The 26,479-nt window shown below is 72.7% G+C and carries 23 protein-coding genes, 1 tRNA gene and 1 pseudogene; 17 read left to right on the top strand and 8 right to left on the bottom strand.

All coding sequences use genetic code 11. From position 1 onward, the window contains the following. Positions 1 to 805: 805 nt before the first annotated feature. The 4 genes and pseudogenes from O7633_RS16990 to O7633_RS16975 all read left to right on the top strand — a co-directional run. Positions 806 to 1,237: a type II toxin-antitoxin system RelE/ParE family toxin gene (locus tag O7633_RS16990; protein ID WP_278129908.1), complete on the top strand. Its 432-nt coding sequence runs from the start codon at positions 806 to 808 to the stop codon at positions 1,235 to 1,237. A gap of 453 nt (positions 1,238 to 1,690) precedes the next feature. Beyond that, positions 1,691 to 2,155 carry a hypothetical protein gene (locus O7633_RS16985; protein ID WP_278129906.1) on the top strand — a complete coding sequence of 155 codons (465 nt, stop codon included), beginning with the start codon at positions 1,691 to 1,693 and terminating at the stop codon, positions 2,153 to 2,155. A 130-nt stretch (positions 2,156 to 2,285) separates the two neighbouring features. Then, positions 2,286 to 2,567, top strand: a complete 282-nt coding sequence (locus O7633_RS16980; RefSeq protein ID WP_278129905.1) for a hypothetical protein — start codon at positions 2,286 to 2,288, stop codon at positions 2,565 to 2,567. A 562-nt stretch (positions 2,568 to 3,129) separates the two neighbouring features. Next, a pseudogene (locus O7633_RS16975) lies at positions 3,130 to 3,885 on the top strand (replication initiator); the annotation flags it as partial. 125 nt (positions 3,886 to 4,010) lie between these two features. On the opposite strand, the gene O7633_RS16965 reads toward O7633_RS16975, so the two are convergent. After that, positions 4,011 to 4,084 (bottom strand) — tRNA-Pro (locus O7633_RS16965). Positions 4,085 to 4,354: 270 nt separating this feature from the next. Then, positions 4,355 to 5,248 (bottom strand): metallophosphoesterase, encoded by an 894-nt coding sequence (locus O7633_RS16960; protein WP_282323111.1) that lies wholly within the window; start codon positions 5,246 to 5,248, stop codon positions 4,355 to 4,357. A gap of 25 nt (positions 5,249 to 5,273) precedes the next feature. Between O7633_RS16960 and O7633_RS16955 the strand changes: the two genes are divergently transcribed. Then, positions 5,274 to 5,729, top strand: coding sequence for a GatB/YqeY domain-containing protein (locus O7633_RS16955; protein ID WP_074472220.1), 456 nt, complete (start codon positions 5,274 to 5,276; stop codon positions 5,727 to 5,729). 118 nt (positions 5,730 to 5,847) lie between these two features. Here the strand turns inward: O7633_RS16955 and O7633_RS16950 are convergent, their stop codons facing one another. Then, complete coding sequence (locus O7633_RS16950) at positions 5,848 to 8,304, bottom strand: transglycosylase domain-containing protein (RefSeq protein WP_282323110.1); 2,457 nt, start codon at positions 8,302 to 8,304, stop codon at positions 5,848 to 5,850. Between the two features lie 396 nt (positions 8,305 to 8,700). Here O7633_RS16950 and O7633_RS16945 point away from each other — a divergent pair, with 396 nt between their 5' ends. Then, positions 8,701 to 9,018 (top strand): WhiB family transcriptional regulator, encoded by a 318-nt coding sequence (locus O7633_RS16945; protein ID WP_074472222.1) that lies wholly within the window; start codon positions 8,701 to 8,703, stop codon positions 9,016 to 9,018. 41 nt (positions 9,019 to 9,059) lie between these two features. Here the strand turns inward: O7633_RS16945 and O7633_RS16940 are convergent, their stop codons facing one another. From O7633_RS16940 to O7633_RS16930, 3 genes are read right to left on the bottom strand one after another with little or no spacing between them, the layout of a single operon-like run. Then, positions 9,060 to 10,211 (bottom strand): ArsA-related P-loop ATPase, encoded by a 1,152-nt coding sequence (locus O7633_RS16940; protein WP_282323109.1) that lies wholly within the window; start codon positions 10,209 to 10,211, stop codon positions 9,060 to 9,062. Between the two features lie 54 nt (positions 10,212 to 10,265). Then, positions 10,266 to 11,243, bottom strand: coding sequence for an ArsA-related P-loop ATPase (locus tag O7633_RS16935; protein WP_282323108.1), 978 nt, complete (start codon positions 11,241 to 11,243; stop codon positions 10,266 to 10,268). Between the two features lie 47 nt (positions 11,244 to 11,290). Then, positions 11,291 to 11,992 (bottom strand): hypothetical protein, encoded by a 702-nt coding sequence (locus O7633_RS16930; RefSeq protein ID WP_282323107.1) that lies wholly within the window; start codon positions 11,990 to 11,992, stop codon positions 11,291 to 11,293. Positions 11,993 to 12,353: 361 nt separating this feature from the next. Here O7633_RS16930 and O7633_RS16925 point away from each other — a divergent pair, with 361 nt between their 5' ends. From O7633_RS16925 to O7633_RS16895, 7 genes are all read left to right on the top strand, one after another. Next, positions 12,354 to 12,842, top strand: a complete 489-nt coding sequence (locus tag O7633_RS16925) for a hypothetical protein (protein ID WP_278129895.1) — start codon at positions 12,354 to 12,356, stop codon at positions 12,840 to 12,842. A gap of 44 nt (positions 12,843 to 12,886) precedes the next feature. Further along, entirely contained in the window at positions 12,887 to 13,042 is a 156-nt protein-coding gene (locus tag O7633_RS16920) for a DUF4177 domain-containing protein (RefSeq protein WP_141723594.1), read from the top strand. Between the two features lie 5 nt (positions 13,043 to 13,047). Next, on the top strand, positions 13,048 to 13,509 hold the full coding sequence (locus tag O7633_RS16915; protein WP_278136278.1) for a RidA family protein: 462 nt from the start codon (positions 13,048 to 13,050) through the stop codon (positions 13,507 to 13,509). A 166-nt stretch (positions 13,510 to 13,675) separates the two neighbouring features. Then, complete coding sequence (locus O7633_RS16910) at positions 13,676 to 14,488, top strand: MBL fold metallo-hydrolase (protein ID WP_282323106.1); 813 nt, start codon at positions 13,676 to 13,678, stop codon at positions 14,486 to 14,488. Further along, on the top strand, positions 14,485 to 18,066 hold the full coding sequence (locus O7633_RS16905) for an adenylate/guanylate cyclase domain-containing protein (protein ID WP_278129890.1): 3,582 nt from the start codon (positions 14,485 to 14,487) through the stop codon (positions 18,064 to 18,066). The genes O7633_RS16910 and O7633_RS16905 overlap by 4 nt, the downstream gene beginning before the upstream one ends. Before the next feature lie 178 nt (positions 18,067 to 18,244). After that, positions 18,245 to 18,760, top strand: coding sequence for a hypothetical protein (locus O7633_RS16900; protein WP_282323105.1), 516 nt, complete (start codon positions 18,245 to 18,247; stop codon positions 18,758 to 18,760). Positions 18,761 to 18,790: 30 nt separating this feature from the next. Then, a complete protein-coding gene (locus O7633_RS16895) occupies positions 18,791 to 20,413 on the top strand; it encodes a serine/threonine-protein kinase (RefSeq protein ID WP_282323104.1) in 1,623 nt (540 codons plus the stop codon). Here O7633_RS16895 and O7633_RS16890 read toward each other — a convergent pair. Next, positions 20,400 to 20,750: a hypothetical protein gene (locus O7633_RS16890; RefSeq protein WP_282323103.1), complete on the bottom strand. Its 351-nt coding sequence runs from the start codon at positions 20,748 to 20,750 to the stop codon at positions 20,400 to 20,402. The genes O7633_RS16895 and O7633_RS16890 overlap by 14 nt on opposite strands. Positions 20,751 to 21,046: 296 nt before the next feature. Between O7633_RS16890 and O7633_RS16885 the strand changes: the two genes are divergently transcribed. From O7633_RS16885 to O7633_RS16875, 3 genes are all read left to right on the top strand, one after another. Beyond that, on the top strand, positions 21,047 to 22,861 hold the full coding sequence (locus O7633_RS16885; protein ID WP_282323102.1) for an alpha/beta hydrolase: 1,815 nt from the start codon (positions 21,047 to 21,049) through the stop codon (positions 22,859 to 22,861). A gap of 130 nt (positions 22,862 to 22,991) precedes the next feature. After that, positions 22,992 to 23,933 (top strand): transporter substrate-binding domain-containing protein, encoded by a 942-nt coding sequence (locus tag O7633_RS16880; protein WP_074472233.1) that lies wholly within the window; start codon positions 22,992 to 22,994, stop codon positions 23,931 to 23,933. Next, complete coding sequence (locus tag O7633_RS16875; RefSeq protein ID WP_282323100.1) at positions 23,930 to 25,018, top strand: hypothetical protein; 1,089 nt, start codon at positions 23,930 to 23,932, stop codon at positions 25,016 to 25,018. The genes O7633_RS16880 and O7633_RS16875 overlap by 4 nt, the downstream gene beginning before the upstream one ends. Here the strand turns inward: O7633_RS16875 and O7633_RS16870 are convergent. Next, complete coding sequence (locus O7633_RS16870) at positions 25,008 to 25,718, bottom strand: hypothetical protein (protein WP_282323099.1); 711 nt, start codon at positions 25,716 to 25,718, stop codon at positions 25,008 to 25,010. The genes O7633_RS16875 and O7633_RS16870 overlap by 11 nt on opposite strands. Positions 25,719 to 26,184: 466 nt before the next feature. Here O7633_RS16870 and O7633_RS16865 point away from each other — a divergent pair, with 466 nt between their 5' ends. After that, entirely contained in the window at positions 26,185 to 26,454 is a 270-nt protein-coding gene (locus O7633_RS16865; RefSeq protein ID WP_282323098.1) for a hypothetical protein, read from the top strand. Positions 26,455 to 26,479 lie beyond the last annotated feature (25 nt).

Raw genomic sequence — 26,479 nt, 5'->3', positions numbered from 1 at the left:
GCTGTCCAACGCTTGCAACTGCCCCACTGGGGACTGCCAGCTTGGGAATCGGATTGCTTACGGTGGGAGTGGTCGTGCCACCTGGCTGTCGAGCAGGGGAGAGACAGGCCAACGTCGTGCGACACAGGCGACAGGCCGCTGTTGACCCCTGCTGACCGCTCCATCGGGCATGGTTCGGGCGCGGCGGCGTGCGGGCTTGAATTCCCAACCCGCTGACGCTCTGGAATGGTCACAACCATATATCAGACCGCCTATCTGGGTCACGCTCCTCGCTGGCTCTAGACGTTTCGCACGTCTCCTCGCTCTCAGTTGTGCCGAGGTTGTGCCCGATGATCTTCGGCACTCCACCCATCGCGCATCGGTTCGCCCCTCTCCCCAGGGCGCTGACGCTGTCTGTCCAAGATCCGACTCAGGAGCCCAGGGGGTGACCGCTTGTTAGCAGGAACCCTGGCCGTCACGGAGCGTAAGAACTCGCTCCGCGCAGGGTGTGTCCTCCGTTTCCCTGTTCACGGCGGGTTTGTGAGAAGAACTCAGTTTGCTTCCCACGCCTAATCCACAGCGAACCCCACCCATTGCCCACTGTTCTCCATAGGTTGTCCTGAGGCTCGTCCACACCCCTTGTTGTGCTGACTCGGCAGTCGGTGCTGTGATCAGACGTGAGGACTTACACCGTTGATGTTCAGCTCCGTAGGCCTTGCTGCTGTCTCAGAGCCGAGGGCTGTCCTATCGATGCGGTAAGCCTCCGAGAGCGCGGCCCCGTAGCCACCTCAAATCCTGGTTGCCGGACCGAGCTCAAGCTCCATGCTTGACCGTTCGCTACGACACCACGAGGAGATCGAGTGCCCAGGCTTGCAACCGGGTGTCGACGCCTGAATCGGGTCTTGTTGTGACAAATAGGTGGCAGTTCTACGAAGCTCCTGGCGGTGGGAGCCCTGTCCAAAAGGCGATCGGGAAGTACCGGCTGACCACGGCCGAGTTGGCACGGTTGTACGTGGTCATGGATCGGGTTGCAGAGGGCAGGACCCGTCCGGGTGATGTGAAGGCCCTGCGAGACGGCGTCCTAGAGGTGCGGGTCAGGATCGGGGGCCGGAACTTCCGCCTCGCCTATGCCGAGCTAGGCGACGGGCTGGTACTGCTCGGCCTGCACTTCTTCCACAAGCAGCGACAGGTGGAAGATCGACACATCGACACGGCGGCCGCTCGACTGAAGGACTGGCTGTCAAGGCATGGCGCATGACACAAAACCCTGGCACTATCGCTTGTAGGCGATACTCTGTCCGTGCTAGGAGGGGAGTGCTGTGGGATCCGAGCTTCTCGGTCTGCTGGGCCTCGACGCCGACGATCAAGAGGTAAGCAACGAACTTGAGGATGCCAGGGAGGCAGAGCGCCTGATCGACACGCTGGTTGAGCTACGCCAACGGCTTGGGCTCACCCAGGTGGAACTGGCTGAGCGCATGTGCACTACTCAGTCAGCCGTGTCCAAGTTCGAGCGGGCTGGCGGAGATCCTAGATTGTCCACGCTGCAGCGGTACGCAAGGGCAGTCGAAGCTAGACTGCGCTGCCTTGTTTACACATCACCAGCAGTATCATCTGATTGGCGTGCGGGTCGGGCATCAGCGGTCCGCGTTCAAGCAATAACGCCGGATAATGCCAATGAGGAGCCCTTCACTATTCCCGTCAGGGTATCCGCGTGACCGATAGCAGCATTAGCTTCGAGGAGCTTGAAGCGCGCGCCGATCTGGTCGACGTAGTAGTTTACGAGGTGTCCGGAAAGCGGCGCGACGGCTTCGACCTCCCCGAAGGTCCGGCCGATTTGAATAAGAATGACATCAACATCCTTCAAGACGGCAGCGATGAACGGATCCGCATTCGGTGTCAGATCAAGGTGGATGCCAGGGACGGGATTTACTCGGTAGATGTGGCTGCAATTTTTGATCTATCCGAGCCGACGAAGCTGAGCGATGACCTACGGGATAACTTCGCCTTGCATATCGGGATACCCTCCGTCTATCCATACCTCCGGGTAGAGCTTCAGATGGCAGCTCGCCGTCTCGGATTGAAGCCGCCGATCCTAGCGCTGTTCAAACCCAGAGAACATGAAGTGGAATTGAAGCAGTCCGCGCGTCGATCTACAACAGCACAGCTAGAGAGCTAGCGCCATCCCGTCTGCCGTCGACCCGCCCTCCTGGGGAGCGGGCGGTGTCCTGCTCGGCTCGCCCGGTTCGATAGATGTAAGGAAAGTCCTCCCACAGTCGGTGGCCGGATATACCTTGCAAGATGGCGGAGTGGACCGTTTCGAGGATCGCTACTGGCTGGACTGGTGGGTTAATCCCATTACACTGCTCGGCAGTGTCGAAGTGGACGTCGCAGTCACCGTCGCCGACGATGGCACCTGGGAGGCAAGCGGCAACGCGGTCCTCGAAGACGACGAGAATCCCAGCGGCTTCGCACTGCTTTGCGACCTCGACCCTGTCTTCACGCTGCGGTTCACAGGCAGAAGCACGATCGATGTCATCGTGCACCCTGCCGACAAGGGATGCAGCTTTGTCTTCACCGATCACACCTGACGTTTGATGGCACCGGCCGGTCCAACGCCGTCCTCGATACGCGTGACATCATGCCAGCTCACTACGAGATCAACCTCTCAGCAACTGACTCACGGCGGGTTGACGTGTTGGCACCCGGTGCTACTCAACGGCCCTCGTTGAACACGCCAGCACGGCCTTCCCGCCGGATCGCTGAACTCGACTTCGCAGTTGCCGAGCGGCCTTCCTTCCGCTGACGCGGGTCACTTTCCGCGTTGCATCGGCCCGGAATCCGCTGAGCGGCCCAGCACGGCCTTCCCTGCCGTCCACGATGTCCCTCGGATTCGCGCACCTCGACGGGTGGGGATCGCCCGCGGCGACTAGCCGGAGGCCGACGACCAGGCACCTCACACGTCCCGGCCTCGCCCAAGATTCAGATACCCAGCTCAACGGCGGTACACGGCCTGATGGCCATACCCCGCCCTCCGGCGTGAGCCGCCCTCTCCGGCGGTGCCAGGAGACACCACGAACACCACCGACGGACACCGCTCCGGCGTCCGGTGGCAGTTCGTCGCCCATCCCTGCCGCCCCTTGAGGAGAACCCGTGTCCACCCCGCCCACCCTCGCCGCCGGCCGTGACGCCCAGGCCCTGCACCGCGCCGCCAACCAGGACTACTTCGGCTGGCTGGAGCACATCCACGCCCGCCAGCGGCTGCACCCGCCCGATCCGCCTGACCGGCACCCTGACCGCCATGGAGCCCGGCACCGTCCGGATCCTGGCCGAGCAGCACACCGACGAGTTGCCCGACCGGACGCTCTACAAGGCGTGCGCCAACCGCCGTGCCGCCCAGTGCCCCGACTGCGCCTGGGTCTGCGCCGGTGACGCCTTCCAGGTCGTCCGCTGCGGCCTGACCGGCGGCAAGACCATCCCCTCCACCCTCGCCCGGCAGGCGGTCGCCTTCGCCACCTTCACCGCGCCATCCTTCGGCCCGGTGCATTCCCCGCCACACCTGCGCTGGCCGGCGGCGCTGCGATTGCCGGCCGGCATCCTGCCGCGCCCGGAACACCGCCGGCGCCTGCCCGCACGGGCGGGCCCGCGGCCTGCATCGCCCGCCACGACGCCGACGATCCGCAGCTCGGTCGACCGCTTGCCTGGACTGCTAACCTCGCGCCGCTGACCTGCGCCACCTACGAGACGATCCTTCGGCTGTACGTGATCCCCGACCTCGGCGCGAAGCGGCTCGACCGGCTCCAGGTGCGCGACGTGCAAACCTGGATCAACGAGGTGGCCCGCGCCTGCCGGTGCTGCGCCCGGGGCAAGGACGCCCGCCGCCCGGAACTCAAGAATCGCTGCTGCGCGCCGGACGCCACCCGCGACGCCCTCAAGCGCCTGGGCGAGAGCCTGCGCTGACCGCTGCTGTGCTCCACTGCTGTACAAAGCACTAGAGGGCACATCCGTCGATAGGATGTGCCCTCTGACCTCTGTCGGGGTGGCCGGATTCGAACCGACGACCTCTTCGTCCCGAACGAAGCGCGCTACCAAGCTGCGCCACACCCCGAGGCGTGCGGACAAATAGTAGCCCACCCCGTCCGGTGGTCAAACTCGGTACCCCCACCGCCCCGCCCGGCCCCGGTGCGCCCCCGGCCGATGTCGTAAACGACTCAGCTCCCTAGCGTCCCGAGCAGCCCTGACGCCCCGCAGCGGCGCTGGCCGGGCGGCCTACGCGCCCGCCCGCCGTGCCCGCCGCCCCTCCGCGCAGGGCGGCCGGGCGCGGCCCGGGACCGCGCCCGGAGGCGGCGCACGTCACACTCGCCGCCAGCCGCCAGCGTCAGCGCGGGATCAGGGTGAGGATGCTCGCCTCCGGCCGGCAGGCGAACCGCACCGGCGCGGTCGGGTGGGTGCCCAGCCCGGCCGAGACGTGCAGCCAGGCGTCCGAGTCCGGCCAGCGGTGCAGGCCCTTCGCCATCGACCGGGGCAGCCCGCAGTTGGTGACCAGCGCCCCGAAGCCCGGCACGCAGACCTGCCCGCCGTGGGTGTGGCCGGCCAGCAGCAGCTCGAAGCCGTCGGCGGCCATCTGGTCGAGCACGGCCGGCTCGGGGGAGTGGGACAGCGCGATCGACAGCTCCGCCGCCGCCGGGACGGGGCCGGCGACGGAGGGGTAGTCGTCCCGCGCGATGTGCGGGTCGTCGACGCCGACCAGCTCGATCAGTCGCCCGCCCGCCTTGAGCGTCGTCCGGGCATTGTTCAGGTCCGCCCAGCCGGCGCCCGTGAAGACGTCGCGCAGCTCGTCGTACGGCAGCTCGGCGCCCTCGCTGTATTCCCGGTCGGGCAGGAAGTAGCTGAACGGGTTCTTCAGCACCGGCCCGGTGTAGTCGTTCGAGCCGAACACGAAGGCCCCCGGGAAGTCCAGCAGCGGCGCGAGGGCGCGCAGCACGCCGGGCACCGCGCCCGGGTGGGCCATGTTGTCGCCGGTGACCACGACCAGGTCCGGGTCGAGCGCCGCCAGCGACGCCACCCAGTCCTGCTTGCGCCGCTGCTCCGGCATCATGTGCAGGTCGGACAGGTGCAGCACGCGCAGCGGCTCGGTGTCGGCCGGCAGCACCGGCACGTCGAACCGGCGCAGGGTGAACAGGTTGCGCTCGACGAGTGACGCGTACGCCAGGGTTGCCGCCCCGGCCGCGACGGTGCCCACGCCGAGTCGGAATAGTGTGCGCTTTCGCATGCCGTTCAGGGTAGTTTCACCGTCCATGAGCACGCTGAAGGACCGCCTCACCGCCGACATGCGCGCCGCCCTGAAGGCGCGCGACGAGCTGACCACCTCCACCCTGCGGATGGCCCTGGCGGCCGTCGGCACGGCCGAGGTCGCCGGCAAGGCCAAGCGCGAGCTCACCGACGACGAGGTGCTCGCGGTGCTGACCAAGGAGGCGAAGAAGCGGCGCGAGGCCGCGACCGCCTTCGCGGACGCCGGTCGCGCCGAGCAGGCCGCGAAGGAGAGCGCCGAGGGCGAGGTGCTGGACCGGTACCTGCCGAAGCAGCTCTCCGACGACGAGCTGGCCGAGCTGGTCGCGGGGGCGCTCGCCGCCGGCGGCTTCACCGGCAAGGCGCAGATGGGCCCGGCGATGAAGGCGGCCCAGGCCGCGGTGGCCGGCCGGGCCGAGGGGGGCCGGGTGGCCGCCGAGGTACGCCGCCAGCTCGGCCTCTGACCCCGGGTGCCGGCCCGCCCGGTCGCGGGCTGCCCGGCAGGCGGGCCGACGAGAACGGGCGGGCACCCCCGGTGAGGGGTGCCCGCCCGTCGTCACTTGCGATGCGGGTGCGGCCGGGTCAGCCGTTGCGACCCGGTCGGCCGCCCTGGCCGGGGGTGTTGCCCGGGCCGCCGGGCCCGCCGCCGGTGCCGCCGCCGTTGTCCGGCGAGTTGGCGGGGGTGCCGCTGCCGCTGCTGACCTCGATGACGACCACGCCGCCCTTGATGGTGCGCCCGTTCGGGCTGCTGCCGGCGGCCTGGCCGGCCGCGCAGCTCGACGGCACCCTGGCCGAGGAGACCACCGGATCGAAGCCGGCGCCCCGCAGCCGGTCCTTCGCGGTCTCGACGTCCACGCACTTGACATCGGGGATCGACCGCTGGTCACCCTCCATGATCTTGCCGCTGGGCGGGGTGAACTCGATGCCCTTCTTGCCCTTCATGGCGTCGCGCAGCGTCTCGTACACCGGGGGGTTGATGCCCGTCGGGGTGTCGTGGCCCATCTGCTGGTTGGTCTGCGGCCAGTCCGGGTCGGCCATGATGCCGGCGACCGAGTACTGCTTGGTCATCGCGACCAGCGACGAGGTCTTCTCCGAGTCGGTGGTGCCGGACTTGCCGGCCACCGGCTTGCCGACGATGCCCCGAACGTTGCCGGCGGTGGCGCCGGTGCACCGGGTGGTGGACGACCGGTCGCCGACCGGGCAGCGGGCCGCGTCCACGGCCGCGCGGGCGACCTGGGTGCTGATCCGCTGCTCGCAGCGCGGGTTGGCGACGTCGAGCTTCTTGCCGTCCGGGCCCTTGATCTCCTGCACCGGGATCGGCTCGCAGTACTTACCGTCGGCCGCGAGGGTCGCGTACGCGTTGGCCAGGTCCAGCGGGGTGGTGGCCGACACGCCGAGGGTGAACGCGCCCCACTGGTGCGCCGCCTCCTTGTTGTTGGCGAAGTCCGCGTCCTCGCTCGATCGGAACTCGATGCCCAGCTTCTGCGCCGCCTTGACCACGTTCTCCGCGCCGACCTGCTGCTGGAGCGGGACGAAGAAGGTGTTCACCGAGCGGCCGAACGCGCTCCACATGTTGTGCACGCCGGCCATCGACTCGACGGAGTTGGTCGGGCAGTAGTAGGGGCCCTGGCAGGCTGCCGGGCTGCTGGGGCTGATGATGTATTCCGACTTGAACTGCTTCGGCGAGTTGATCGTGTAGCTGAGCGGGATGCCCTTCTCCAGCGCGGCCACGATCGTGAAGATCTTGAACGTCGAGCCGGCCTGGTATCCCTTGATGTCGCCGCCGCCGGAGAGCAGCGGGTTCACCGTGTTGGGGTAGTTGCCCCGGATGCCCTTGCTGCGCTTCTTCGGGTCGCTGTTCAGCTTGTTCTGCGGCTTCTTCGGGTCGTCGATCTTGAAGTTGCGGTTCACCGAGAGCGCGCGGACCCGGCCGGTGCCCGGCTCGACGACCGCGACCATCCGGGCCGCCTTGCTGTTGACGCCCAGGTTCTTGCGGACCGCCTTGTCGGCGCCGTTCTGCGCCTGCGCGTCGAGGCTGGTGACGATCGTGTAGCCGCCGCTCTTGAGCCGCCGCTCCCGGTCGTACGAGGTCGAGCCGAACGTCTCCTGCTGCATCCACCAGCGGTAGAAGTAGTCGCAGAAGAAGCCCCACTCCTTCTTGTTGGTGGCGACGCAGCCGTTCGGGGTGGTCTTGTCCTTGATCACCATCTTGGCGGCCTTGGCCGCGTCACCCTCCTGCTGGGTGATCGCGCCAATCTTGATCATGTTGTCGATCACGTAGTTGCGCCGGTCCAGGGCGAGCGGGTACCCGGTCTTGGTGGTCGGGTCGTTCGTGCTCGGGGCCTTCACCATGCCGGCGAGCATGGCCGCTTCCTCGATCTTGAGCTTGCTCGGCGGCTTGCCGAAGTAGACCTGGCTGGCCGCGTAGACCCCGTACGCGCCGTTGCCGAAGGAGGCGAGGTTCAGGTAGCGGGTGAGGATCTCGTCCTTGGAGAACTCCTTGTCGACCTGGAGGGCCAGCCGCATCTCCCGCAGCTTGCGGGCGCTGGTGTCCTCGGTCGCCGCGACGACGTCGGCCGGGTGGGTGGCCGAGTAGGCGATGGCCAGCCGGACGTACTGCATCGTCAGCGTCGACGCGCCCTGCTGGGAGTTCGCGCCGGACTGGTTGTTGACGAACGCCCGGGCGACGCCGTTGAGGTCGACGCCGTTGTGCTTGTAGAAGTCGTGATCCTCGGCGGCGATGATCGCCTTCTGCATGTACGGCGAGATGTCGGCGAACTTCACGTCGCGCCGGTTCTCGTCGTACATGGTCGCGAGCGGCGTCTTGCCGTCGGAGGCGAGCAGGTAGCTGATCTGCGGCGCGCGGCCCACCGTCAGCTCCTTGGGCAGCGCCCCGAAGGTCTCCGCGCCGGCCTTGGCTGCCAGCCCGGACATCGCCACCGCGGGGAAGGCCGCCGCCGCGACCACCACGCCGGCCAGCAGGCCACAGACGAGCAGCGATGCGGCGTTGGTCAGCACATTATGGTCACGTTTCCGCATCCAGGTCACCTCGACAGGGTACGCGAGTAGGGAACGAGGGGCGCTGGGGCGTCTTTTCCCCATTTCCTGCGCGCGCCGACCTCGTTGTGCTAAACGCACGAGCCCTGGTGCGGGGTTGCGCTGATCCGCCACGAGTCTCCACCGATCGGAGGAGCGGCGCAGCGTTTTCACGTACTGCGGCGGGGTAGACGGGGGCCGAAGGCCCGGTAAGCCGGGAGTGTCCGTAATGATGGATTTTGCCGACAACGTTGCGTAATCGTCCAACTACAGAGCATGATGGTTGCGGCGACAGCCACAGTCGTCCGTGCCGCCCTGGGGAGGCCGGCCGGACGACCGGGGGGATTCGACGGCTGGTCGTGCGAAGTCGGTAGGTACTGCAAGGGGGGACGTGTACACATGGGCATGATCACTGACTGGCCGTCACTGGCGGCGTGTCAGAACGGGGACCCGGACGCGCTGTTCGTACAAGGCGCTGAACAGAACGTGGCGAAGCGGATCTGCCGGAGCTGCCCAGTTCGGTACGAGTGCCTGGCCGACGCGCTCGACAACCGGATCGAGTTCGGGGTCTGGGGCGGCATGACCGAGCGGGAACGCCGGGCCCTGCTGCGCCGGCACCCCCAGGTCGCCAGCTGGCGCAAGATGTTCGAGGCGGCCATGAAGAAGAACGCGAAGGACAGGTCCGGCAAGGACAAGGTCCTCGTCCCGACCGGCTGACGGCCGGTCGACAGGTCAGGGCCGGCCGATCGCGGGCCGGCTCACGGCCGGCTGACCGCCGCGCCGATCGTCCGCAGCCCGTCGACGTCGTGCACGTCGGCGGGCTGCGCCGTCACCGACACCGTCGGCACCTGCGGGAACGCCTCGGTGAACCGGGCCGCCACCCGCTGCTCGCGCTGCGCCTGCTGGACCAGCGCGGCGTGCGCCCGCAGCACGTCGACCGTGCCGTCGTGCCCGCCGGTCTCGGCCAGCCGCTGCGCGGCGGCCAGACACGCCTCGGCGTCCAGCGCCGGCACCGTCGGCGTGTGCACCCGGTTGAGCACCAGCCCGGCCAGCGGCATCCGCTCGGAGCGCAGCCGGCCGGCGAAGTAGGCCGCCTCCCGGACCGCGTCGGGCTCCGGGGCCGCGACCAGCAGGAAGGCCGTCTCCCGCGCCTGGAGGATCCGGTACGTCTGCTCGGCCCGCTGCCGGAAGCCGCCGAACATCGAGTCCAGCGCCGCCACGAAGCCGGACAGGTCGGTGAGCAGCTGCGCGCCGAGCACCTTCTGCACCACCTTCGAGAACATCCCGAAGCTCGCGGTGACGAGGCTGAACATGCTGCGCCCCCCGCTGCGCGCCGGGGCCAGCAGCAGCCGCAGCATCCGGCCGTCGAGGAACCGGGAGAGCCGGGCCGGGGCGTCCAGGAAGTCCAGCGCCGAGCGGGACGGCGGGGTGTCCACCACGATCAGGTCCCACTCGCCCCGGGCGTGCAACTGGCCCAGCTTCTCCATCGCCATGTATTCCTGGGTGCCGGCGAACGTCGAGCTCATCGCCTGGTAGAACGGGTTGGCGAAGATCTCCTGCGCCTTCGCCGGGTCGGTGTGCTGGAGCACCACGTCGTCGAACGTGCGCTTCATGTCCAGCATCATGGCGTGCAGCTCGCCGCCGCTGGCCTCGACGTCGATGCCCTTGACCTGGCGGGGCGTGTTGTCCAGCTCGGTCAGGCCCAGCGACTGGGCCAGCCGGCGGGCCGGGTCGATGGTGAGCACCACCGTGCGCCGGCCGTGCTGCTCGGCGGCGCGCAACGCGAGCGCGGCGGCGGTGGTCGTCTTGCCCACCCCGCCCGCCCCGCAGCACACCACGATCCGCACGCCCGGGTCGGCGAGGATCTGGTCGACGTCCAGCTGCGGCGCCGCGGCTTCGGAAGGCACCAATCGAGCGTATCGGGCTGCGCGCGGTCTCCGCGCCGTGCCGGCCGCCAGTGTGAGTCAATCGGCCCGCACGAGCACCCGGGACAGCTCCGCCAGCCCCGCCCGGTCCACCCCGTCGGGCAGCAGCGGCAGCTCGGTCAGGGGCAGGCCCAGCTCGGCCAGGTCGCCGCGCAGCGAATCCTCCAGGTCCCGGCGGATCCGCTGGTCCCGGGCCTCGGCGGCGAGCCCGGCGACGGTCTCCCGGTCGGCCGGCAGCCCGGCGGCGGCCAGGCCACGCCGCAGCTCGGCAGCGGTCACCGGCCGGCCGGCGGGCAGCGGCGGACGGGCGGCGTTGACGATCACCCGTCCCACCGGAAAGCCGAGCTGGGTGAGCTCGGCGACGGCGTCCATCGTCTCCTGGACCGGCATCTCCTCCAGCAGCGTCACCACGTGCACCGCGGTCATCGGGGAGCGCAGCAGCGCGGCGACCCCCTCGCTCTGGGTCTTGATCGGGCCGACCTTGGCCAGCCGGGCCGTCTCCGCCGTGACGTTGAGGAACCGGCCGATCCGCCCGGTCGGCGGCGCGTCCAGCACCACCGCGTCGTACGCCCGGCGTTGCCCGGCCTTGCGGGTCGTCGCCTCCTTGACCTTGCCGGTGAGCAGCACGTCCCGCAGGCCGGGGGCGATGGTGGTGGCGAAGTCGATCGCGCCGAGCTTGCGCAGCGCCCGGCCGGCCGCGCCGAGCTTGTAGAACATGTCGAGGTATTCCAGCAGGGCCTCCTCGGCGTCCACCGCGAGGGCCCGCACCTCCCCGCCGCCCGGCGCGTCGGTGAGGTGGCGCTCGGCGTACGGCAGCGGGTCGGTGCCGAAGAGCTGGGCGATGCCCTGCCGCCCCTCGACCTCGACCAGCAGGGTGCGCCGGCCGTCGGCGGCCAGCGCCAGGGCCAGGGCCGCCGCCACGCTGGTCTTGCCGGTGCCACCCTTGCCGGTCACGACGTTCAGGCGCGCCGGCCACTGCGTGGAGGCCGGGTCGGCCGGCCGCTCAGCTGCTCGCACCCGTCGAGCCTATCCACCCGGCCGGCGTCGTCGGTCGGGTCGCCCCGTCAGGCGATCTCGCAGACCCACCAGCCGGTCTTCTGCACGACGGTGAAGCGGAGATCCTGGTCGGCGACCTTCTCGTCGGACGTCGTCATGGTCACCCTCGTGGTGACGGTGGCCCGGTCGCCGGTCTGGTTGTCCACCTTCGGGCCGGTCCACCGGAACCGGGCGTCGGAGTACTGCTCGGCGTACCGCTTCAGCTCCGCGACCTTGGCGGTGATCTTGCGGTCGTCGCGGGCGGCGGCGCAGACGTAGCCGGCGGCCTTGCGGGCGTCCCGTTCCCGGTAGACGGCGGTGAGGAAGTTCTCCACGGCGACCGTCGGCTCCGTCGCGCCCTCGCCGTTCTCCGCGCTGCGCAGGGTGAAGAACGCGGCGGCGCCGCCACCACCGCAGAGCAGCAGCGCCAGGACCGCCACGAGCGAGGCGACGAGCACGCCCCGCCGCTGCTTCGGCGCGCCCGGAGCGTGGTAGGGCGGGTAGCCCGGCGGGGGCGGCGGGATCGCGCCGGCCCCCGGCCCCGCCGGGCCGCCGAAGGGGCCGGGCTGGGCCGCCGGGGAGCCGAACGGCGCGGGCCCGGCCGGGGAGCCGAACGGGCCGGCGCCCGGCGGCGCGGGGGAGACCGGCCCGCCCGGTGGGCCGGGCGTGTGGTCGCCGGAGGGCGGACCGCTGGGCGATCCGGTGGCGCCGCCGTGGGGCGGTTGGGTCATGTCTTTCCCCCGGGGGTGCGGCGCGTCGTCGTCCCGGTGGGACGCGAGCACTGGTCGAGCGAAGGCAGGTTGCGGAGGCGGCCGGGCTTGCGTGGCCCGTCCGACGGAAGGGTAGCGGTGAACCCGACCCAGGGTGGGGCCCCGGGCGGCCTGATGGACACGGCGATCACGGAAGTGCGTGCGACGCCATCCGGTACCGGACCGCGATCTGTCGCATATGTGACTTTCGGTGTCCGGTCATGCGCGCCCGGTTGTCCCTGTCCGAAAACGGCCCTACGTTCGTGCCGACGCGGGGGGCGGATCGGCGGTTGGTCCGAGCCGATGGTGACGACGTGATCAGGTGCGAGGCCCGGAGGCAGCAATGCGCGACACCGACAACATCTCCCGAGCCCAGTTCCCGCCGCAGACCGGTTGCGCCCGGCGCGCCGGGGCCGGCTCCTCCGGCGAGGAGGGACCGGTCACCGGTCTGCCGTTCAACGAGCGCTCCTACCGCCGGCTCACCGACCCGGGGGAGATGCTGCGCACGCTGAGCCGGCCCGCCGAGCGCCCCCGCGACGAGGAGGAGACCGGCTACGTCATCCACCTGCCGATCCGGGTGGCCGACCTGGCGACGGCCACCGCGCTGGCCGGCCGCGTGGCGGTCTCGCTCGGCTTCCTGCCCGAGCTGGACGCCGGGGAGACCACCGTCTCGACGGCCGACGACCAGAACAACCGGCACCGGGTCTTCTGCGACCTGCTGCTGGCGGACCGGTCGCGCTGCCCCCAGCGGTACGACCACGAGGGCCCCTGCGGCGAGCCGCCGGCCGCCCCGGAGCAGCGTCCCGCGCCGGGCGGTCCCGCCGGATCGTAGGCTGGGGCCGACACAGTCGCCGCCTCCTAGGGAGCCCCGCACCGATGCAGAAGTGGGAATACTCGACCGTCCCGCTGCTGGTCCACGCGACCAAGCAGATCCTCGACACCTGGGGCGAGGACGGCTGGGAACTCGTCTCCGTGGTCCCCGGTCCCAACCCGGAGCAGCTCGTGGCGTACCTCAAGCGGCCGAAGGCGTGAGCGGGGTGGGCAACGGGCCGCACGCGAAGCTCGCCGAGCTCGGGCTGACCCTGCCCGACGTGGTGCCCCCGGTGGCCAGCTACGTGCCGGCCGTGCAGTCCGGGCAGCACGTCTTCGTCTCCGGGCAGCTCCCGATGGCCGACGGCAAGCTGCTGGCCACCGGCAAGGTCGGCGCGGGGGTCTCCGCCGAGCAGGCCAAGGACCTGGCGCAGCGGTGCGCGCTGAACGGCCTCGCCGCCGTCGACGCGCTGGTCGGCCTGGAGAACGTGGTCAAGGTCGTCAAGGTGACCGGCTTCGTGGCCAGCGCGCCCGGCTTCACCGGCCAGCCCGGCGTGATCAACGGCGCGTCCGACCTGTTCGGCGCGGTCTTCGGCGAGGCGGGCCGGCACGCCCGCTCCGCGGTGGGCGTCTCGGAACTCCCCCTGGACGCCCCGGTAGAGGTCGAACTGATCGTCGAGATCGCCTAACCCACCCCCACCCCCCACCCCCCACCCCCCACTCCCACTCCCACTCCCACTCCCACTCCCGCGATCTTGCACTTCGGGCCCGGGCGAAAGCCGCGTACGGGCACGAAAACCGGGCCACAAGTGCAAGATCGCGGGGAGCGGCGGGGGGAGTCGTACGATCGCTGGCATGACCGGGCACATCACGGCGGCCGTGGCCGCGCTGGCTGACGAGCTGCCGGGATGGGTGACCCTGCTGCGGGCACCGAACCCGGGGCCGATGACCCTCGACGGCACCAACACCTGGGTGCTGCGGGCCGGGCCCGGCGCGCCCGCCCTGGTCGTCGACCCGGGGCCCGCCGACGACGGGCACCTGGCCGCGATCGCCGCCCACGCCCCCGTCGCCACCGTGCTGATCACCCACGGGCACCCCGACCACACCGAGGGCTCGCCCCGGCTGCGCGAGCTGCTCGACGGGGCGCCCGTGCGGGCCGTCGACCCCGCGCACAGCCACGGCGGTCCGCCGCTGACCGCCGGCGAGGTCCTGCCCGCCGCCGGTCTCACCGTGCGGGCGCTGCCCGCCCCCGGGCACACCGGCGACTCCGTCTGCTTCCTCGTCGAGCACGGCGACGAGCGGGTCGTGCTCACCGGCGACACCATCCTCGGGCGGGGCACCACCGTCGTCGCCCACCCCGACGGGCAGCTCGGGGCATACCTCGACAGCCTGGAGCTGCTCTCGACGTACCGGGGGATCCCGGCGCTGCCCGGCCACGGCCCGGCGCTGGCCGACTGCGGCGCCGCCGCCGAGTTCTACCTCGCCCACCGCCGCGCCCGGCTCGACCAGGTGCGGCAGGCGGTCGCCGAGGGCGCGCGGACCGCCCCCGAGGTGGTGGCCCGGGTGTACGCGGACGTCGACCGGTCGCTGTGGTGGGCGGCCGAGTGGTCGGTCCGCGCGCAGCTGGACTACCTGGGGGTGCCCCCCGAACCGGCGGACCGGTCGTGACCTGCCCCGTCTGCGGGACGGTCGCCGTGCCGGGGGCCCGGTTCTGCCACAACTGCGGAGCCGCGCTGCCGGCCGCCGCCACGCTGCCCGCCGCCGAACGGCGGGTCGTCACCGTGCTCTTCGGCGACCTGTCCGACTTCACCTCCTGGTCGGAGGACCTCGACCCGGAACGCGTCGGCGCCGTCACCGACCGGGTGCTCGCCGCCCTCGCCGGGGCCGTGAAGACGTTCGGCGGGCACGTCGACAAGCTCACCGGCGACGGGATCATGGCCGTCTTCGGCGCGCCCGTCGCCCACGAGGACGACGCCGAGCGGGCCGTCCGCGCCGCCCTGTCCATGCAGCGGGCGGTGCGCCGGGTGCTCGACGACGAGCGGGGCGGCGGCGCGCCGCTCGGCCTGCGCGTGGGCCTGAACACCGGCGACGTGATCGCCGGCATCCAGGCGGCCATCGAATACACCGTCATCGGCGACACCGTCAACACCGCCGCCCGGCTCGCCGACGCCGCCGCCGTCGGCGCCGTCTACGCCGGGGCCCGCACCTCCGCCGCCACCCGGCACGTGGCGTCCTGGCGGGCGCTGCGCCCGCTGCGGCTCAAGGGCAAGCGGGAACCCGTCGAGGCGTACGAGCTGCTCGGCCTCCTCGACGCCCCCGGCACCCGCTCCGGCCTCGGCGACGAGGCCCCGTTCGTCGGCCGGGAGACCGAGATCGGCCGGGTCGCCGGCCGGCTCGCCGAGGTCATCGACCGGGGCGAGCCCCGGGTGCTGCTGATGACCGCCGAGGCCGGCATCGGCAAGTCCCGGTTCGCCGCCGAGGTCGAACGCCTCGCCGCCGGCTACGACGTCGGGGCCGGCCGGTACGCCGCGCACACCGGCGCGCGGGTGCTGTCCGTGCGCTGCGCCGCGTTCGGCGAACGCCGCCGGCTCGCGCCCCTGGCCGACCTGGTCCGCGCCGCCGTCGGCCTGCCCAACGACACGGCCACCGCGCTGACCCGCCCCGCCGTCGAGGAGCGGCTGCGCCGGCTCAACCAGCGCCTCGGCCGGCTCGGCGACGACGCCCCGCCGGTCGCCGCCGACCAGCTGCTGGCCCTGCTCGGCTACGCCGACCTGCCCGCCGGCAACCCGGCCGACCAGGGCGAGTGGGGCGGCGGCACCCAGCAGCCCGCCGACGCCGACGCCGTGCCCAACGCGGTCGCCGACCTGCTCAGCGCCCTGGCCGCCGAGGCGCCGCTGGTGGTGCTCGTCGACGACCTGCACGACGCCACCACCGAGACGATCCGCGCCCTCGGGGTCGCCCTGTCCCGCATCGCCGGCCCGGTGCTGGTGCTGCTGCTCGGCCGCCCCGAGCTGGTCCGCACCGCCGGCGCGCTGACCCGGGTCGCCGACGCCGAGGTGCACGCCCTGCCCCCGCTGCGCGGCGCCGACGCGGCCCGGCTGCTCACCAGCTACCTCGGCGGCGGGAAGCTGCCGCAGCCCGACGCCGACCGGCTGCTCGCCACCGCCCAGGGCAACCCGTTCTACCTCGCCGAGCTGGTCACCCTGCTCATGGAGCGGGGCGCGCTGACCGCCGTGGCTGACCGGTCCGCCCCGGCCAACTCCGGCTGGCGGCTCGCCCCCGGCTCGTTGGGCAGCCGGCTGCTCTCCCGCGACCTCGCCGCCGTGCTCGCCGCGCGCATCGACGCGCTGCCGCCGGACGCCCGGTCGGTGCTGCGCGACGCCGCCGTCGTCGGCGACACCGTGCCCGACGGCGCGCTGGAGGCGCTGCGCGAGCAGCGCGCCGGGCGGGACGGCCGACCGGCCGCCGTGGTCGCCGTCGAGCTGGACCGGGCCGTCGAGGAGCTGCTGCAACGCCGGATGCTGCACCGCACCCGCACCGGGTACGCGTTCGCCACCCCGCTGATGCGGGAGGCCGCCTACTCCGGGGTGAGCAAGGCCGAGCTGGCCGAGCGGCACGCGGCGCTGGCCCGGTGGGCCGCCCCCGACGGGCCGGCCGCGCCGGGCGGGTTCACCGACACCGCCCGCGACGCGTTCGTCGCCGAGCACGTCGAGCGGGCCGCCGCGCTCGCCGACGCCGTCAAGCTGCGCCCGGACGCGCCGGCCCGCACCGTCGCGCCGCTGGGCGTGGCCGCGCTGGGCCGGGCCGCCCGCCGGTCCCTACAGGCCGGGGAGCCGGCCGCCGCCGTCGAGTACGCCGAACGCGCCGCCGAGCTGGCCCGCGACGGGCTGCCCGCCGCCGACCGGGTGGTGCACGCCCGCGCGCTGCTCCAGGTCGGCCGGCCCGGGGACGCGCTCGCCTACGCCGAGAAGATCGCCGCCAACGCCGGGGACGACGCGGGCACCCGGGCCAGCGCACTGCTGCTCGCCGGGCAGGCCCACCAGACCCTCGGCGACCAGGGCCGGGCCGTGGCCTCCTGGCAGGAGGCGTTGCAGGTGGCCGGCGTCGGCGGGCTGCCCAACCTGCGGGCCTCGGCGATGCGCCGGCTCGGCATGGCCGACTTCATCGCCGGCCGGCTCGGCCAGGCCAGCAGCCGGCTCGCCGCGTCCTACCAGGTCAGCCTCACGGCGCAGGACCGGCGGGGGCAGGCGTGGTCGTTGCAGAACCTGGCCTGGGTCACCACCACCCGCGGCGACTTCGCCGGCACCGACGCGGTGCTGAGCCGGGCCGCCCGCCTGTTCGCCGAGCTGAAGGACCCGTACGGGCGGGCCTGGCTGCGCGGCACCACGGCGTTCGCCCGGCTGCTCGCCGGCCGGCTGCGCGAGGCACGCCGGCTGGCGCGGGTCTTCCTGCCGTTCGGGGAGCGGGTCGGCGAGGCGTGGGCCGTCGGCACGCTGCGCGCCGTCGAGGCGTTCGCCGGGGCGGAGCTGGGCGAGCTGGGCGAGGCCGACGGGGCGGCCCGCCGGGCGTACCGGGACTTCGCCGAGGTCTCCGACGACTGGGGGCGGGGCTTCGCCCTGGTGGCGCGGGGGGTGGTCGCCCGGGGGCTGGGCGAGCCGGAGCACGCCGCCGACCTGCTCGCCGACGCCATGTCGTACGCCGAGCGGACCTCGCACCCGCTGCTCACCGGGATGGCCGGCACGCTGCGCGGCTTCGTGGCGCTGGACCTGGGCGACTGCGAGACCGCCGAACGGTCGGCGCGGGCGGTGCTGACCACCGTCGAGCCGCACAACCCGCAGGCCCCCGCCCAGGTGGGCCCCCGGGTGCTGCTGGCCACCGCACGGCTCGCCGCCGGCGACCCGGCGACCGCCGTGGGGCTGCTCGCCCCGGTGGCCACCGCCGCCGCGAACACGCCCTCGCTGCTCTTCTCCCGCCAGCAGACCATGGCCCGGTACGCTTCCGCGCTGCTCGCCCACGGCCAGCTCGACCAGGCGCTCGACTGGGCACACCGGGCCCTGGCCGTCCCCGCCGAGGACGTGCGCAGCCAGGTGGTCGCGGCGAGCGTGCTGGCCGAGGCGCTGGCCGCCTGCGGGCGTCCCGCCGAGGCGCTGGCCAGGGCCGAGGAGGCGGTGCGCCTGGCGTACGCGACGGAGCAGCGCAGCGAGCGGCTCGCGGCCGACGCGCTGCGCGTGCGCCTGCGGGGGTAAGGAGGGGCCCCTTGTTAACGCCTACGGTAGAGAGGGGTCCCCTACTCACCGGTCAGCGGTGGGCGCGCTGAGGCGATCCTGTCGGTTCCGCCGATGCGGGTGTCGGCGGCAGCGGCTACGGTGACACTCGATGAGGCGGTCCACTGTGGGGCCGTCGTGCCCGTCCCCGGGAGGCGTGATGAGGCTGCCCCGTTCCAGTGCCGGCTGGACGATCGCGGTCTTCGGCGTCCTGGCGCTGGTGATGGGCGCGCTCGGGCTGCTCTGGCCGGAGGCACAGCTGCGCATGCTCGGCTTCGAGGTGCCGCAGAGCCGGTCCGCCGGGGACTACACCGGCACGTTCCTGACGGCGTCGGCCATGGCGTCGTTCAACATGGGGGTCTACTACCTGCTCGCCACGGCGACCGAGTGGCGGGCCTTCTACCGGTTCACGGTCGTCTTCCGGCTGGTCACCTTCGCCGTCTTCACCATCGTGGTGCTCGCCGACGTCGCGCCGGACCGGTTCTTCGGGGTGGCGCTCTGGGAGGGGCTGGGCGCGGTCGCCACCGCCGTGGCCCTGCGCCGGGACGCCCGCCGCGCCGCCCCCGCTCCGGGCGCGGCGCAGCCCGCGCGGCAGGCGTCGGCGGTGGCGGAGAGCGGGCGTCCGGCACCCGCGTCGGCGGGCGGCGGCTCCCGGTCTGCGGGCGCGGACCGCTGAGTCACCGGACCGGTTAGGTATTTTCGAGCAGTGACCGACACCCCGCCCGGCGCCCTGCGGCTGCCCATCGTGCCTGGTCTGACCGATCTGGAGGTATTTGCCCGGGGCGGCTACGCGACCGTCTACCGGGCCACCCAGATCTCCGTCGGGCGGGAGGTCGCGGTCAAGGTCGAGAACCGCACCCTGGACAACGAGCGGGACCAGGCCCGCTTCCTGCGTGAGGCGCGGGCCGCCGGGAGGATGTCGTCGCACCCGCACGTGGTGGACCTCTTCGACGTCGGCGTCACCGTCGACCGGCACCCCTACCTGATCATGGAGCTCTGCGACGGGTCCTACGCCGAGCGGATGCGCACCTCGCCCCTGGGCCCGGCGGAGACCCGCGACCTCGGCGTGAAGATCGCCGACGCGCTCGCCCACTCGCACGCCAACGGCGTGCTGCACCGCGACGTCAAGCCGGCGAACATCCTGTACTCGCACTTCAACCCGGCGGTGCTGGCCGACTTCGGGCTCGCCGTGCTGGGCGAGGTGCGCGACCCGACGGTGACCCTGGAGGTGCTCACCCCGGCCTACGCGCCGCCGGAGATGTTCAACCACAGCCCGCCGTCGCCGGCCGTCGACGTCTACTCGCTCTGCGCCACCCTCTACGCCGTCATGTTCGGCCGCCCGCCGCGCTGGCAGTCCGAGCGCAGCCCCAGCCTGGTCACCGTGCTGGAGATGTTCCACCAGCCGATCCCCGGGCTGCCCGGGGTGCCGGAGGAACTGGTCGACGTGCTGCGGTTCGGCATGTCGAACGACCCGGGGGCCCGCCCGTCCGCCATCGAGCTGCGCGGCCTGCTCGCCGCCCTGCCGCTCGACCCGGTCAGCGCGCCCGTCAGCGGCGCCCCGATCTCCGGCGGCCCCACGTCCGGCGGCCCGACCGGCACCACCACCGGCAGCCCGTCCACGTCCGGGAGCCTCTACGGCACCAGCCAGCCCGGCGTCACCGGGGGCCCGTCCACCTCAGGCGGCCTCTACGGCACCGGCCAGCCGTCCCGTCCCGTCCCGCGCCCCCCGGTGACGCACGACCACCCCACCGAGCCCGTGACGCCCGGGCGTCGGTGGCGGCGGCGCTGGTTCCTCGGCGGCGCGGGGGCGCTCGCGCTGGCCGCCTCGGCGAGCGCCGGGGCCTGGGTCGCCGAGAGCGCGCCCGCCACGCCGACGCCCACCCCCGTCGTCACGGTGGGCGGCACGACGACGGCCAGCAGGTGGGGGGCGCTGCCGGGCTGCGTATCCGGGTCGGCGGGCCCGGCCGAGCTGCCGGCGGGCGCGCGGTGCGTCGCCGAGTTGCAGTGCTACGGGCCGATGCGGGTGCGCGGCACCCGGGCGGACGCGCCCCGACTGCCCTGCGACGGCCGGCACACCTGGGAGGCCTACGCCGAGGGGGAGCTGCCGGCCGCCCTGGTCGACGCCGCGCACGACGAGGTGGCCGCCGACCCGCAGGTGCGTCAGGTGTGCAGTCCGGTGACGTTCCGGCTGACCAGCGGGATCGCGTACACCAGTGGTTGGCGGCTGGAGGTGCTGCCGCCGGCGGCGGACGGCCCGGACCGCACGTTCCGGTGCCTGGCCGGGCGCGGCGTCGACGGGTTGTACGAGCCGACCCTCACCGGTCGCTGAACCCGCTCGCGCCCTGCCGGCGTTCCCGCATGGCCCGCAGGTCGCGGCTGTCCAGCGCCTCCAGGGTGTCGGCGTCGACGTCGCTGAGCCGGGCGGCGGGTTGCCCCGGCCACTGGGCCGGTTCGTCGCCCCCGCGTTCGCGGGCCTCCTCGCGGCGGTGCCGCCCCTCCGTCACCGACACCCCGGCGATCATCACGAACAGGACGCAGAGCAGGGCGAGCACCACCGCCACGATGCTGCGCGGCTGCCACCAGACCAGCGCCACCAGCAGGGCGACCGCCGCCAGCGACGCGGCGACCGCCACGACGGGCACATCGGGCCGAGGGATTCGGGTCACCCGTCAAGGATGGCGGAGCCGACCGCCCTGTCAACCATCGGCCCCGGTCACCGGCCCCGCGCGGGTGTCCACCCGGCCGGGTCGCCGGGTCGCCGACCGTCCGCCCGGCCCGCCCGCCCGCGCTCCCCAGTGGACGGGTGAAGCCGCAGCGTCGAAGTGGCGAAATTCGTTACATCAGTCGGAGAAATGACTTTTTCCCAGGCATTTTGCGGGCGCTGGTCGTGGGCCCGGGTCCCTAGAGTGACGAGAGTCGGGGTTGCCCCGACACGTCCTGTAGCCCACCGGAAGGCAGCCGAATGCCCCGAACAACCCGGTCTCTCGCCGCAGCAGGAATCGCGGGGATCGTCCTCGCCGGAACGGCCGTCGCGCCGGCCGGCGCGGCACCGCCCACCGCCGGCTTCGGTCGTCCGGCCACCTCGGACCGGACCGACCCCGTCGAGGCCAGGCGCGTCGACAGCGTGCCGACGCCGAAGCTCGACTGGTACGCCTGCTACGGCACCGCCGAGTGCGCGACCGTGCGGCTTCCGCTCGACTACGACAAGCCGAAGGGCGCCACCACCGAGGTGGCGGTGCTGCGGGTCAAGGCGCGCGACCAGAAGAACCGGATCGGCAGCCTCTTCGTCAACCCGGGCGGCCCCGGCGGCTCCGGCACCGACCTGGCCCTCGCCGCGCCGTACTTCCTCGGCGACGACCTGCTCGACCGGTTCGACATCGTCGGCGTCGACCCGCGCGGCGTCGCCGCCAGCGAGAACGTCAGGTGCTTCCCGTCGGTCAAGGAGCAGACCAAGGCGTACGCCGGGCTGAACGTGGCCTTCCCGTGGACGAAGGCCGAGGAGCAGGCGTACGTCGCCTCGTCGAAGGCGATCGGCAGGGCGTGCTCCGGCACCGGCAAGCCGCTCACCGGCGCGATGTCGACGGCCGAGGTGGCCCGGGACATGGAGGTGCTGCGCCGGGCCGTCGGCGACCCGAAGCTGAGCTACCTCGGCTTCAGCTACGGCACCGCCCTCGGGCAGTACTACGCCAACATGTTCCCCGACCGGGTCCGCGCGATCGTCGTCGACGGCGTGCTCGACCCGAACGCGTGGGTGGGGCGGGGCAAGGCCCGCAACCAGCTCCAGGAGAGCCGGCTGGCCAGCGCCGGCGGCGCGTACACGGCGCTGCGGGAGATCCTGAGGCGCTGCGCCTCCGCCGGCCCGCAGGCCTGCGCGCTCGCCGCCGGAGACCCCGTCGCCGCCGTCGAGACCGTGGCGACGCGGCTGCGCGGGAAGCCCCTGGTGTTCGACGACCCGGAGACCGGGGAGACGTACACGGTCAGCTACGCCGACTACGTCGGCGCGATGCTGAACGACCTCTACGCCCCGTACGGCTACGACGACATCGTCGGGATGACCGCCGACCTGCTGGTGCTCACCGACCCGGCGGCGGCCACGGCGGCCCGCCGCGCCGAGGCCCGCACGGCGCTCGCCCGCCGCGCCGCCACCGCCGCCACCCGACAGGCCCGCCGCGGGTACGACTTCCCGTACGACAACAGCCTGGAGACCTTCCTCGGGGTGGACTGCACCGACGCGTACCACCCGAAGGACGCCGGCTCGTGGCCGGCGCTGGCCGCGAAGCAGGACGCGCGGGCGCCCTACTTCGGCCGGATCTGGGCCTGGGCCACCGCGCCGTGCGCCCGCGGCACCTGGACGGTGCGGGACGAGGATGCCTACTCCGGGCCGTTCGACAGGCGCACCAGCGCCCCGGTGCTGGTGGTCGGCAACTACTGGGACCCGGCGACCAACTACCGGGGCGCGGTCGCCTCGGCGGCGCTGCTGCCGAACAGCCGCCTGCTCAGCAGCGACAACTGGGGCCACACCGCGTACGGCACCTCGGCGTGCGCGACGGGCGCCATCGAGGCGTACCTGATCGACGGGACGCTGCCGGCCGAGGGCAAGGTCTGCGTCGGCGACGTCCAGCCCTTCGCCGAGCCGGCCGCCGGTGCGGCCGGCACCCGGGTCACCGCGACGAAGGACGACCTGGCCCGGCGGGCCGCGCCGGCCCGCGGCGAGCCGAAGCGGCTGCCCCCGGTGGTCGCCCCGCTGCCGGCGGTCGGCACGCTGACCGTCCGCTGAGGACACCCGGGGGCACGGCGGGCGATCGGGCGTCCGCCGTACCCCCGGGCCGTCGGATCACCGACCACGGGAATGGATCCGTTTGGCTACTGTCGGTGTCCCGCAGTTGCACGGGTCAGCGAGGTCGCCGATGAACCAGTTCCTCCCCCGTTCCCGGGTCCGCTCCGTCGCCACCACCCTGGCGGTCGCACTGACCCTGGTGCTCGCGGCTGCCGCCGGCTGCGACAGCCGGCAGGAGCCCCGGATCCCGTCCGTCAACGACAAGCTGCGCGAGACGCACATCTACGGCCAGCCGACCATCAAGATCGGCGTCTCCACGACCGGCCCGCTGATGGGCGAGCTGCGCGACGGCGCCTACACCGGGTTCGACATCGAGATCGCCCGGTACGTCGCTGCCCAGCTCGGCTACGCGGGCGACCACCGGATCGAGTGGGTGCCGGTGTCCACGGAGGACCGCATCCCCGCCCTCCAGGGCGGGTTGGTCGACCTGGTGGTCTCCACCTTCTCGATGACCGAGGAGCGCGCGAAGCTGGTCAGCTTCGCCGGGCCGTACCTGGTGACCACCCAGGAGGCGATGGTCCCCAACCGGCTCCGGGACAACATCCGCACCATCGAGGACCTGCGCGACCCCCGCTACAAGGTGTGCACCAGCGGCGGCTCGACCACCGAGGCCGAGCTGGGCAGGCACCAGATCCGGGTGTTCGTGGTCAAGGAGGTCGGCGACTGCGTCGAGGGCATCCTCGCGGGGCGGTACGACGCGGTCAGCTCCGACGAGACCATCCTCGCCGGGTTCCTCTCCCGGCACCCGAAGGACTTCACGATCGTCGACATGCCCTTCGGCACCAGCGAGCAGATCGGCGTCGGGGTGCCGATCAGCGACCCGGCGCTGCGCGACCTCGTCGCGTTCTTCCTCGACAAGAGCTACCAGCAGGGGCGCAGCGGGCAGACCAGCCCCTGGCTCACCGCGTACCACCGGACCCTCGGGCCGTGGCTGCGGCAGCCGAAGACCCAGCCGCCGACGCTGGACGTCCCGGAGCTGGTCGACTTCGACGACAAGGTCCGCCCCTCATGACCGCACCGGTCGCCGCCGCAGGCGACGACGCGCCCGCCCCCGCCCCCGCCTCGGCCCCTGCCCCCGTCTCCGGTTCCGCCCCCGGTTCGGGTTCCGGTTCGGCCTCCGGTGCCGGCGCGGCCGAGCGTCGGGCGCGCGCCAGCCAGTCGTTCTGGGCCGTCGTGGTGGCCGTGCCCGCCGTCTTCTCCGTGCTGCGGCTCGGCGTGGAGGCCGGCGGCGAACTCCAGACCACCCTGCTGCTGGTCGCCAACGTCGGGCCGGTCAACCTGCTCGCCGGGTTCCTCACCACGGCCGCCCGGCTGCTCGCCACCGGGCTGGTCGCGGTGTTCGCCCTCGGCGCGGTGCTCGGCGTCAGCGTCGACCGGCTCCCCGGGCACCGCCGTCCGCTCTTCGCCCGCTGGGCGGACCTCACCCCGACCTGGTTCGTGCTGACCAGCTTCCTGCTCGCCCTGACCACCTGGCAGATCCTCTACCTGCCGCTGCTGCTGCCCGCGTTCGCCGCGGCGTTCCAGCTCCGCCCCGAGCGGCTGCACGAGCTGGCCGTGGCGCGGGTGCTCATCGTCGCGGCCCTGCTCGGCGGCTGGTTGTTCCTGCTCGCGCCGACCCTGCTCGACGCCTGGCGGCAGGGCGAGACGCTGGTCGTGGCCCTGTTCGTGGTGCCGCCGGTGCTCGCGCTCGCCATCGCCGGGCCGCTGCCCGGCGCGGTGATCCGGCCGCTGGCCTCCATCACCCAGGCCGCCGTGCTGGCCATGCTGGTCTGGGCGGCGCTGCCGGTGATCAGCACGCCGGTGCTGCCGCTGACCGTCACCACCGTGCAGACCGCGCCCGACACCACGGAGGACGTGCGCGGGCACGTCGTCGTCGTGGACGACGTGAGCATGGTGCTGCTCCAGGAGCACGGCGGCGTACGGTACGTGCCGATCGACCAGGTGACGGCGCAGGTGCTCTGCCCGAGCGAGGGCGAGCTGCCCCGGCACCGGCTGCGGGTGCGCGACTTCCACGTGGAGGACTCGCTGCTGGAGGCGCTGGGGCGGCGGGTCCGCCCGGTGCACCGCATCGACGCCGCCTGCCGGGTCACCGGCTGACCTGCCTCCCCCGGAGCAGGTGGACGTGCTCGGCGGCGTCGGTCAGTTCGGCGACGACCTCCGGGCTGGCCGAGGTGCCCACGGCTGTCCACAGCACGTCGACCGGCGTCGGTCCGGCCAGCCAACGTCGCATCGACTCCTCCGCGCCGTCGGGCAGGGAACCGCCGGACGACCAGATCCCGATGACCTCGGCCAGGTGCCGGGCCGGCCCGTCGCCCGGCCCGTCGGCGAACCCGGCCAGGTAGGGCCCGACGTCGACCCCCAGCTCCGCGACCGCCGTCAGCAGGTCCCAGGCGGGCGTGACGGACGGGAACCCGGCGAGGGTCAGCCGCCACCAGACGCGGGCGAACTGCTCGACCGCGTCCCGTTCCTCGGCCGGCCAGGCCAGCCACTGCTCGCCGACCCGGCGCGTCACGGCGTCCGGCCAGAGCCAGTGCTCCATCTCCCCGGTGGCGTACGCCTCCAGCAGGCGGGGCACCAGGTGCGGCAGCTCCGTCCCGTCCCCCCAGGTGCCCGGGTTCATCAGGTACGTGCCGAGTTGGTCCGGCGTCAGCTCCCGCAGCGGCGTACGCGCGAAGAGCGCCACGTCGGCCGGGTCGACACAGTGCTCGCAGGCGGTCATGTCGGGCGGCAGCGGGCGGTGGGCGAAGGCGGCGTACAGCCGTTCCACCGCCTGCGCGAACTCGCGGTCTTCCCGCACGCCCCCAGTATGCCGGCCGGGGCCACGCCACTGCGGACCCCTGGACTCGCCGGGCACCGATCACGGCGCGTGATAGCTGCGCGGCCCGGGTCCGCTGCGCGGTTGATCTGACTCTTCGTCGCGGCCCTTCGACCTCGCCAGACGCCTCCCGTCTCCTTTGCTCTGCACCCATATCCGCAACACCTGCCCTGAGCTGGTCGTATTTGCGGACGGATATGCGGGGAGGTGTGGCGGCGGGTTGCGCTGGGTGATTCGTTGCGTATGTGGGTGCAGAGCAAAGGGGTTCGCCGGGGTGGTGGCGTCGGGTGAGATGGTTGCGCTGTGTCACGCCTCGGTGATGGGGGTCCATTGCCGGTGTCGAAAGTGGTCGCGGGGAGTTGCGGAGAATGCGCGCAGCGTAGGCATGCTGGGCGTTCCGGTTCGCGACGGGCCGGGGAGCCGGCCGCCCTGCCACCGAGGAGTTCTCATGCTTCTACGTCGTACCGTCGGGTTGATCGTCACGGGCGGCCTCGCCGCCGCCGCGCTCCTGGCCCCGGCCACGCCGGCGGTCGCGGCCGTGACCTCCGGCGCGGTCTTCAACAACCCGACGGTGGCCAGTGAGCAGTACGCCATCGTCGAGCATGTGCAGCGGCTGATCCAGGGTGCTGCCTCCGGGTCCACGATCCGGGTGGCGATGTACCACTTCACGCTCACGCGGGTGTCGAGACCTGTCGGCCGCGTACGACCGGGGGGTTAGCGTGCGGGTCGTGGTCGACAGCCAG

Origin of the sequence: Micromonospora sp. WMMD712, assembly GCF_029581295.1 — a bacterium.
Lineage (GTDB): Bacteria > Actinomycetota > Actinomycetes > Mycobacteriales > Micromonosporaceae > Micromonospora > Micromonospora carbonacea.
This window is presented reverse-complemented; position numbering and strand designations above follow the sequence as displayed.

Bases quoted from the DNA above. Each gene is read 5' to 3' on its own strand.
- O7633_RS16960 (WP_282323111.1), bottom strand. From the start codon at position 5,248: ATGCGAAAGCGCACACTATTCCGACTCGGCGTGGGCACCGTCGCGGCC.
- O7633_RS16955 (WP_074472220.1), top strand. From the start codon at position 5,274: ATGAGCACGCTGAAGGACCGCCTCACCGCCGACATGCGCGCCGCCCTG.
- O7633_RS16950 (WP_282323110.1), bottom strand. From the start codon at position 8,304: ATGCGGAAACGTGACCATAATGTGCTGACCAACGCCGCATCGCTGCTC.
- O7633_RS16945 (WP_074472222.1), top strand. From the start codon at position 8,701: ATGGGCATGATCACTGACTGGCCGTCACTGGCGGCGTGTCAGAACGGG.
- O7633_RS16930 (WP_282323107.1), bottom strand. From the start codon at position 11,992: ATGACCCAACCGCCCCACGGCGGCGCCACCGGATCGCCCAGCGGTCCG.
- O7633_RS16925 (WP_278129895.1), top strand. From the start codon at position 12,354: ATGCGCGACACCGACAACATCTCCCGAGCCCAGTTCCCGCCGCAGACC.
- O7633_RS16920 (WP_141723594.1), top strand. From the start codon at position 12,887: ATGCAGAAGTGGGAATACTCGACCGTCCCGCTGCTGGTCCACGCGACC.
- O7633_RS16910 (WP_282323106.1), top strand. From the start codon at position 13,676: ATGACCGGGCACATCACGGCGGCCGTGGCCGCGCTGGCTGACGAGCTG.
- O7633_RS16900 (WP_282323105.1), top strand. From the start codon at position 18,245: ATGAGGCTGCCCCGTTCCAGTGCCGGCTGGACGATCGCGGTCTTCGGC.
- O7633_RS16885 (WP_282323102.1), top strand. From the start codon at position 21,047: ATGCCCCGAACAACCCGGTCTCTCGCCGCAGCAGGAATCGCGGGGATC.
- O7633_RS16880 (WP_074472233.1), top strand. From the start codon at position 22,992: ATGAACCAGTTCCTCCCCCGTTCCCGGGTCCGCTCCGTCGCCACCACC.
- O7633_RS16875 (WP_282323100.1), top strand. From the start codon at position 23,930: ATGACCGCACCGGTCGCCGCCGCAGGCGACGACGCGCCCGCCCCCGCC.
- O7633_RS16865 (WP_282323098.1), top strand. From the start codon at position 26,185: ATGCTTCTACGTCGTACCGTCGGGTTGATCGTCACGGGCGGCCTCGCC.